This window comes from Mesorhizobium sp. M0018, assembly GCF_040323955.1.
Lineage (GTDB): Bacteria > Pseudomonadota > Alphaproteobacteria > Rhizobiales > Rhizobiaceae > Mesorhizobium.
In genome coordinates this window covers 1-7206 of the sequence record NZ_JAMYVL010000060.1, presented here as the reverse complement: position 1 = coordinate 7206, position 7206 = coordinate 1, and the positions used below count along the sequence as shown (strand labels likewise).

At 62.1% G+C, this 7206-nt stretch carries 10 protein-coding genes and 1 tRNA gene; all 11 read left to right on the top strand.

Going from position 1 to position 7206, the window contains the following annotated elements:
• Window positions 1-102, top strand: a 102-nt coding sequence (locus NKJ81_RS32220) for an EF-Tu C-terminal domain-related protein (protein ID WP_502896533.1), incomplete at its 5' end; no start/stop codon positions are given.
• Window positions 103-261: 159 nt separating this feature from the next.
• The gene (locus NKJ81_RS32215; protein ID WP_352542939.1) at window positions 262-1947 is read left to right on the top strand and encodes a COG3904 family protein; all 1686 of its coding nucleotides are present in this window, start codon (window positions 262-264) and stop codon (window positions 1945-1947) included.
• Between the two features lie 96 nt (window positions 1948-2043).
• Window positions 2044-2526, top strand: coding sequence for a group II truncated hemoglobin (locus NKJ81_RS32210; protein ID WP_352542938.1), 483 nt, complete (start codon window positions 2044-2046; stop codon window positions 2524-2526).
• A gap of 143 nt (window positions 2527-2669) precedes the next feature.
• Window positions 2670-3173 carry a hypothetical protein gene (locus tag NKJ81_RS32205; RefSeq protein ID WP_352542937.1) on the top strand — a complete coding sequence of 168 codons (504 nt, stop codon included), beginning with the start codon at window positions 2670-2672 and terminating at the stop codon, window positions 3171-3173.
• 77 nt (window positions 3174-3250) lie between these two features.
• Window positions 3251-3326: transfer RNA gene (locus tag NKJ81_RS32200), tRNA-Trp, on the top strand.
• Between the two features lie 363 nt (window positions 3327-3689).
• Window positions 3690-3893: a preprotein translocase subunit SecE gene (gene secE / locus NKJ81_RS32195; RefSeq protein WP_023680439.1), complete on the top strand. Its 204-nt coding sequence runs from the start codon at window positions 3690-3692 to the stop codon at window positions 3891-3893.
• Between the two features lie 27 nt (window positions 3894-3920).
• Window positions 3921-4448 (top strand): transcription termination/antitermination protein NusG, encoded by a 528-nt coding sequence (nusG, locus tag NKJ81_RS32190; RefSeq protein ID WP_006333333.1) that lies wholly within the window; start codon window positions 3921-3923, stop codon window positions 4446-4448.
• A gap of 160 nt (window positions 4449-4608) precedes the next feature.
• On the top strand, window positions 4609-5037 hold the full coding sequence (rplK, locus tag NKJ81_RS32185; RefSeq protein ID WP_023680440.1) for a 50S ribosomal protein L11: 429 nt from the start codon (window positions 4609-4611) through the stop codon (window positions 5035-5037).
• Window positions 5038-5041: 4 nt separating this feature from the next.
• Window positions 5042-5740 carry a 50S ribosomal protein L1 gene (gene rplA, locus NKJ81_RS32180; protein WP_023680441.1) on the top strand — a complete coding sequence of 233 codons (699 nt, stop codon included), beginning with the start codon at window positions 5042-5044 and terminating at the stop codon, window positions 5738-5740.
• A 392-nt stretch (window positions 5741-6132) separates the two neighbouring features.
• A complete protein-coding gene (gene rplJ / locus NKJ81_RS32175; RefSeq protein ID WP_008875657.1) occupies window positions 6133-6651 on the top strand; it encodes a 50S ribosomal protein L10 in 519 nt (172 codons plus the stop codon).
• Window positions 6652-6705: 54 nt separating this feature from the next.
• Entirely contained in the window at window positions 6706-7083 is a 378-nt protein-coding gene (gene rplL, locus NKJ81_RS32170) for a 50S ribosomal protein L7/L12 (RefSeq protein WP_023680442.1), read from the top strand.
• The last annotated feature ends 123 nt before the right edge of the window (window positions 7084-7206 follow it).

The following is a 7206-nucleotide window of genomic DNA, read 5'->3' as shown; positions in this document are numbered from 1 at the left end:
GAGCTGATCGTGCCGATCGCCATGGAAGAGAAGCTGCGCTTCGCCATCCGTGAAGGCGGCCGCACCGTCGGTGCCGGCATCGTCGTCACCATCACAGAGTAATCGCCGGCGCTGCCGGTTGAGATCGGATGCAAAGGGGCGGTCTTCGGGCCGCCCTTTTGATTCTGATATTCTGGCAATGGATTAACCGCATTGCTTCAAATCCTGTTGCAAGCGCCTCTGCGATAACTAGTATAGGTTGCATCGAGGGGGGCTGCCCGAATGGTTCCATGGCGCCGTTTGCATAGTCAGGCATGGTGGTCGCTAGGACTGATCTGCCTGGTGTCGTTGCTTGCCATGGGCCACGCTGCCTTCGCAGCGGATGCAAAGAAATCCACACCGGAAAAATCCGCGCCGGATTTCGGCCCGACGATGCGGTTCGTCGTCGTGCGCAGCAGCGCGCCGGGCTGCGAGCCGACCTGTCCGGAATGGATATCGGCGGAAGGCTCGATAGAAGCCGGCACACCGGCCCTGTTCAAACGCGCGCTGAAAGCGCTTGGCGGCCGAAAGCTGCCGATCGTCGTCGATTCCCCCGGCGGCAATGTCGAAGCGGCGCTGACACTTGGTCGCCTGATCCGCAAGAACAAGCTCGATATCGCCGTCGGCAAAACCCGCTTCGTCGGCTGTCTGCCAGATGTGAAGAACTGCAAGGAAAACGACGGCAAGAGCGCCCGTTATTTTGGCAATGCTTATGCCGATGGCGCCATCTGCAATTCCGCCTGTCCGTTGATGTTTTCCGGCGGCATCCGGCGCGTGGTAGGCGAATGGGCCTTTCTCGGCGTCCATCAGATCACCACGACCTATATCCGGACGAAATTGCTGTACCGCACCACCTACCGCATGGTGAAGGGCAAGAAGAAGATTCTCAGCACCAAGGTCGTCAGCCGGAAGAACGCCGGCAGCTACAAGACCTATGAGATGAACAAGCCGCTGGAGCGGAAGCTGGCGGCCTATCTGAAGGAGATGGGCGTCGGCCTGGGTGTGCTCGAGACCATGAAAAGCACACCGGCCAGCGGTATCCAGCAATTGGCTCCCTACGACATGCTGCAAATGAATCTCGTCACCAGCCGGGATGCCGTCGACCTGCTGACCGCGCCAACCCTATGCACGTCCGATCCGTTGCCGGCGAGTTGCAGGGAGGTGCCGGCGCCGGCGAACATCACGAAGCCGGCCGGCGAAGTGGTGGCGAAAGCCGAGCCTGCACCCGCAGGGCTCGAAACCCCGCGGCCGAAGGAGGTCGCAGACATGCGCTTCGTCCTGGTCCGCGGCAGCAACCCGCTTTGCAATCCAAACTGCCCGGAATGGATCTCGGCCGAAGGCGCGATTGCGCCTCAGACCCCGCAGAAGCTGCGCCAGTTGCTCGCCATGCTTGGCAACCGACGGCTGCCGGTGGTGGTCAGCTCACAAGGAGGCGACCTGTTCAGTGCACTGGCGGTGGGGCGACTTATCCACGAAAAGAAGCTCGACATCGCCGTCGCCCGCACCGATTTTGTTGGCTGCGACCCGGGAGAGTGGAGTTGCTTGGCTAAAGAGGGCGCCTATGCCGGCCTGACCGTCGATTCGGGAGCGGTATGCGATTCGGCGTGCGCGCTCATGCTTGCCGGCGGCGTCAGACGGTTTGTCGGTCCGCAAGCGCGGCTCGGCATGTACCTGATGGGACAGCAGCAGATAATTAAGACCTATCTCGAGGACATGGCGATTGGTCCCGGTCTGTTCGCCGCGCTCGAGCAGCGCTCGGTCGAGCGCCAGCTCGAACCAGACCTAATGCTGAAGGTTGGACTGACGACGGGGCCGCAATCGGTGGACGCGCTGACGGGCGCCACCATCTGCAAGTCGTCGCCGAAGCCCGACAACTGCCGCGTTCTGCCGTCCGCCAGCGCCGAGGCAGAGACGCCGGCGAAGCTTTAGCGCAACCTTGCACTGGCCATCGAGGCAGGTTGAGCGGCGCTCGATGTTTCCGCTATCGTCCAGCGCGGTTGAAGACCAGCATCGGAGGGATCGCGAATGAGCCAGGATGTCCCGACATTGTTTGAATGGGCAGGCGGCACCGAAGCGCTGAACCGCCTGACCCAAACCTTCTACGACAACGTCTCTCGGGACCCCATCGTCGGGCCGGTGTTCAAGCACATGTCGCCGGACCATCCCGCTCACGTCGCGGCTTTCATCGGCGAAGTTTTCGGTGGACCGAAAACCTACAGCGAAAAGCACGGCGGCCATCGCGAGATGGTGATGCACCATCTCGGCAAGCATCTGACCGAGGAGCAGCGCCGGCGCTGGATCAACCTTCTCGCCGACGCCGCCGACGAGGTCGGCCTGCCTGACGATCCCGAATTCCGCTCGGCTTTCATGGCCTATGTCGAATGGGGATCGCGGCTGGCCAAGATGAACTCCAACAAGGGCGCGACCTGCGATCCGGAGACCGAACCAATGCCGGCCTGGGGTTGGGCGGTGCCGGGCGGCCCCTACAAGCCGCCTTCGGGAACCTGACCGCGCGCGAATCGGTCGAAGGCCTGCCGCCAGGACCCGATTTGCGGGAAATGGGTGGCGGTGAATGGTTCGGTCCGCCAGGCTGGAACGGTTTGAGGCCGCCGTGGCTGGCGGGGGCCGCGCTGAAAAACCGGAGGCCTGCGATGGGATCGGACAGCAAAGCAAATTCTGACAGCGACCGCGGATCCCGAAATCCGTTTGGCGTCATGGACGTCCCCACTCCCGACGACGAGGAGGTGTCGGCGTTCGCCGCCGGCGTGAAACTGGAGGGAACTCCAAGCGATGAAAATGCCGAGGCCTGGGGCACCGAAAGCGACCGCGACCGCAACGACACCATCGAAGGCAGCTGGTCCAGCCGTTGGAATGGCGGTGCCGATCCCACGATTCCAGGCGACAGCAAGGATAAATGGAAGTCCGGCCGGGGCGAGGTGAAGACGGCGGGAGAGAGAGTTTACCTGCTGTTCGATTGGCATGATGGTGTGCGCAAGGGGCTCATCGATGCGCGGCGCCAGGATGCGAAAGGGCTGGTTGGAAAATATATCAATCTGACCGACCCGAAAATCGTGCGTCCCTGGGTCGGCTTGATCGTCAACAATCAACGGATCAACGGGAAATGGCCGGGAGGACGCCTGGACTTTCGAAGATGAAGGCCGGGTAGCGCACGTCGCTCTTTACAGAGCGCGCGGAAGCTTTTAGGAAGCGCCTGCTGCGCCGACATGCGCATACGGGCATAGCTCAGTTGGTAGAGCGGCGGTCTCCAAAACCGCAGGTCGTAGGTTCGAGCCCTGCTGCCCGTGCCATTCTTTGAATGGATACCTAAAAACGATTCTTTTGCAGTGCCCCTTTGAAAATCGGCTTGTGACTTGCCATATAGCACAAGTTGCGGCATAAGGGCCGCATAGCCGGGACGGGACGACTGGATGGTTCCGAGGCGGCGTTTGGCCATAAAGCGGACACTTGCCACTTGCGTGGATCAAGAATCGGTTTTATGTAGACGAGACAGACACGCGACGCGTGGAGCTGGGAAGCCGGCTTTACGCGTCTGATTTGCATGGGCGAAATGATTGCGCTGATTCGGCGCGAACGCACGCTCAAGCGGCACGTCCCGGCCAGCGGGATCATCCAGGAGGCCCGGCCAACGGGTCTTGCAGACAGAGCGGCATATGGCTTCGAAAACCACAAATCCCTTCACCTTTCTCCAGCAGGTTCGCGCGGAGACCGCCAAGGTCACTTGGCCGTCGCGGCGCGAAACGATGATCTCGACGGTGATGGTCCTTGTGTTCGCGGTCATCGCGATGATCTTTTTCTTTACCGCAGACGTGGCCATGGGCTTTGCGGTCGAAAAAATCCTCGGCCTCGGACAGTAAGTCCGGCGATTACGGAGAAGTCTTGAAATGACCGCGCGGTGGTACATCGTCCACGCCTACTCGAACTTTGAAAAGAAGGTCGCCGAGGACATCGAGAACAAGGCCAAGCAGAAGGGCCTGTCCGCCGACATCGAGCAGATCGTGGTGCCGACCGAGAAGGTCGTCGAGATCCGCCGCGGCCGCAAGGTCGATGCCGAGCGCAAGTTCTTTCCGGGCTATGTGCTGCTGAAAGCCAATCTGACCGACGCCGTGTTCTCGCTCGTCAAGAACACGCCGAAGGTCACCGGTTTCCTGGGCGACTCCAAGCCGGTGCCGATCACCGAAGCCGAGGCCCAGCGTATCCTGAACCAGGTTCAGGAAGGCGTCGAGCGGCCGAAGCCGTCGGTGACGTTCGAGATCGGCGAAGCGATCCGCGTTTCGGATGGACCATTCGCGTCCTTCAACGGTTTCGTCCAGGAAGTGGACGAGGAGCGGGCGCGGCTCAAGGTGGAAGTATCGATCTTCGGGCGCGCTGTGCCGGTCGATCTGGAATTCGGACAGGTCGAGAAGGGCTGATCCGAAATCCCTGCACCGGTTTCGGCGGCAGGGAAGGCGGCGCGGAGATCGCGCGGCCAAAAACGGGTGGGAGGCGAATGCGGCTTTAGCCGGCCGCGCGGACCGCACCACCAGACTGCAACCGCCGGCAAGACCGGCATGAGAAAAGGCAGGAAGAGAGATGGCTAAGAAGATTGCAGGCCAGCTCAAGCTCCAGGTTTCCGCGGGATCGGCCACGCCGTCGCCCCCGATCGGCCCGGCGCTTGGTCAGCGTGGCATCAACATCATGGAGTTCTGCAAGGCGTTCAACGCGCAGACCCAGGAAATGGAAAAGGGCTCGCCGGTTCCGGTCGTCATCACCTACTACCAGGACAAGTCGTTCACCTTCGTCATGAAGACGCCGCCGGTGAGCTACTTCCTGAAGAAGGCCGCCAACCTGAAGTCGGGCTCGAAGGAGCCGGGCAAGGTCAAGGCCGGCACGATCGGCCGCGACAAGGTGCGCGCCATCGCCGAGCAGAAGATGAAGGATCTGAACGCAAACGACGTCGAGGCGGCCATGCGCATGGTCGAGGGCTCCGCCCGCTCGATGGGTCTGGAAGTGGTGGGCTGAGATCATGGCAAAGATTGCAAAGCGTGTATCGAAGACCCGCGAAGGCATCGATCCCAACAAGGCTTACGCTTTGGGTGAGGCGCTGAAGCTGCTCAAGGATCGCTCCTCGGTGAAGTTCGACGAGACGATCGAAGTCGCGATGAACCTCGGCGTCGACCCGCGCCATGCCGACCAGATGGTCCGCGGCGTGGTCAACCTGCCGAACGGCACCGGCCGCAGCGTTCGCGTCGCCGTCTTCGCGCGTGGCGACAAGGCCGAGGAGGCCAAGGCCGCCGGCGCCGACATCGTCGGAGCCGAGGATCTGGTCGACATCGTCCAGAAGGGCACGATCGACTTCGACCGCTGCATCGCCACGCCGGACATGATGCCGCTGGTCGGCCGTCTCGGCAAGGTGCTCGGTCCGCGCGGCATGATGCCGAACCCGAAGGTCGGCACCGTCACCACCGACGTTACCGCCGCCGTCAAGGCATCGAAGGGCGGCGCCGTCGAGTTCCGCGTCGAGAAGGCCGGCATCGTTCACGCCGGCGTCGGCAAGGTCTCGTTCGACGTCAAGGCGCTGGAAGAAAACGTCCGCGCCTTCGCTGATGCGGTGACCAGGGCAAAGCCGGCTGGTGCCAAGGGCAACTACGTCAAGAAGGTGTCGGTCACCTCGACGATGGGCCCGGGCCTCAAGCTCGACGTCTCGACGCTCGCAGCGTCCTGATACGAACAATTGGATCGGCCGCTAAAACGCTGATCCGTGAAAGAATTCCGGGCCTCCGACCTGTCGGCGGCCCGGTACCGGAAGTCGAAAGGCTTCCGGACATCCTGTCCGAGATTGCAGGCGGCCCCCAAACCTTAGGTGATGTGGGCCTTAATTCATGCGGGCCTGCATGAGACGGGTGAAGACCGGACAAAGGAGCCACAAGCTCCAATGAAAGGTTCGAACCGTGTTTGCCTTTTGTCTGCGCACCGTCCGGCTTGCCGGCAGGTGTGGCGAAAGGGGGCAGGATCCTCGAGCGTCGTTCGGGAGATCCGTTACTGGATGGCCCGGCCGGCAAAAGGCAACCCGACGCCTGTCCTTCGTAGAGGGCAGGGGTCAACTGGAGATAGGCAGTGGACAGAGCGGAAAAACGCGAACTCGTCACGGGCCTGAATGATGCGTTTTCAAGCGCTGGTTCAGTCGTCGTGGCCCACTACGCCGGTATCACCGTCGCGCAAATGAACGACCTTCGGTCAAAAATGCGCGCCGCCGGTGGCACCGTCAAAGTCGCGAAGAACCGTCTCGCCAAAATCGCTCTTCAGGGCACGGACTCCGCATCGATCATCGAGCTGTTCAAGGGGCAGACGCTGATCGCCTATTCGGAGGATCCGATTGCGGCGCCGAAGGTCGCGTCCGATTTCGCCAAGGGAAATGACAAGCTCGTCATTCTCGGCGGCGCAATGGGTACCACCTCGCTCAATGCCGACGGTGTGAAGGCACTCGCCACACTTCCGTCGCTCGATGAGCTGCGCGCCAGGCTGGTTGGCATGATCGCCACGCCGGCAACCCGGATCGCCCAGATCGTCAATGCGCCTGCGGCTTCGGTCGCGCGCGTCATCGGCGCTTACGCCCGGAAGGACGAGGCGGCATGAGGCCGTTCCTCGCTATCACAAACACACGTTCGAACCTTATGAAGGAACATTGCAATGGCTGATCTGGCAAAGATCGTAGACGACCTTTCGAAGCTGACCGTCCTCGAGGCGGCCGAGCTGTCGAAGCTTCTTGAAGAAAAGTGGGGCGTTTCCGCCGCTGCTCCGGTGGCGGTTGCCGCTGCCGGCGGCGCTGCGGCCGCTGCTGCTCCGGTCGAGGAAAAGACGGAATTCGACGTCGTCCTCACCGAGGCAGGCGCTCAGAAGATCAACGTCATCAAGGAAGTTCGCGCCATCACCGGTCTTGGCCTCAAGGAAGCCAAGGACCTGGTCGAGGCGGCTCCGAAGCCGGTCAAGGAAGCCGTTTCCAAGGCCGACGCGGACAAGTTCAAGGCCCAGCTGGAAGCAGCCGGCGCCAAGGTCGAACTGAAGTAAGCGTTGAGTACCGGGGGGGGCGCCGGCGCCCCGCCCCCCCCCCGTAGCGGCGGCCGGGGGGGGGGGGGTGACGAAACAGGGCTCGCTGGGTGTTAAAAAAAAAGCAGCCCCCCACCCCAAGGG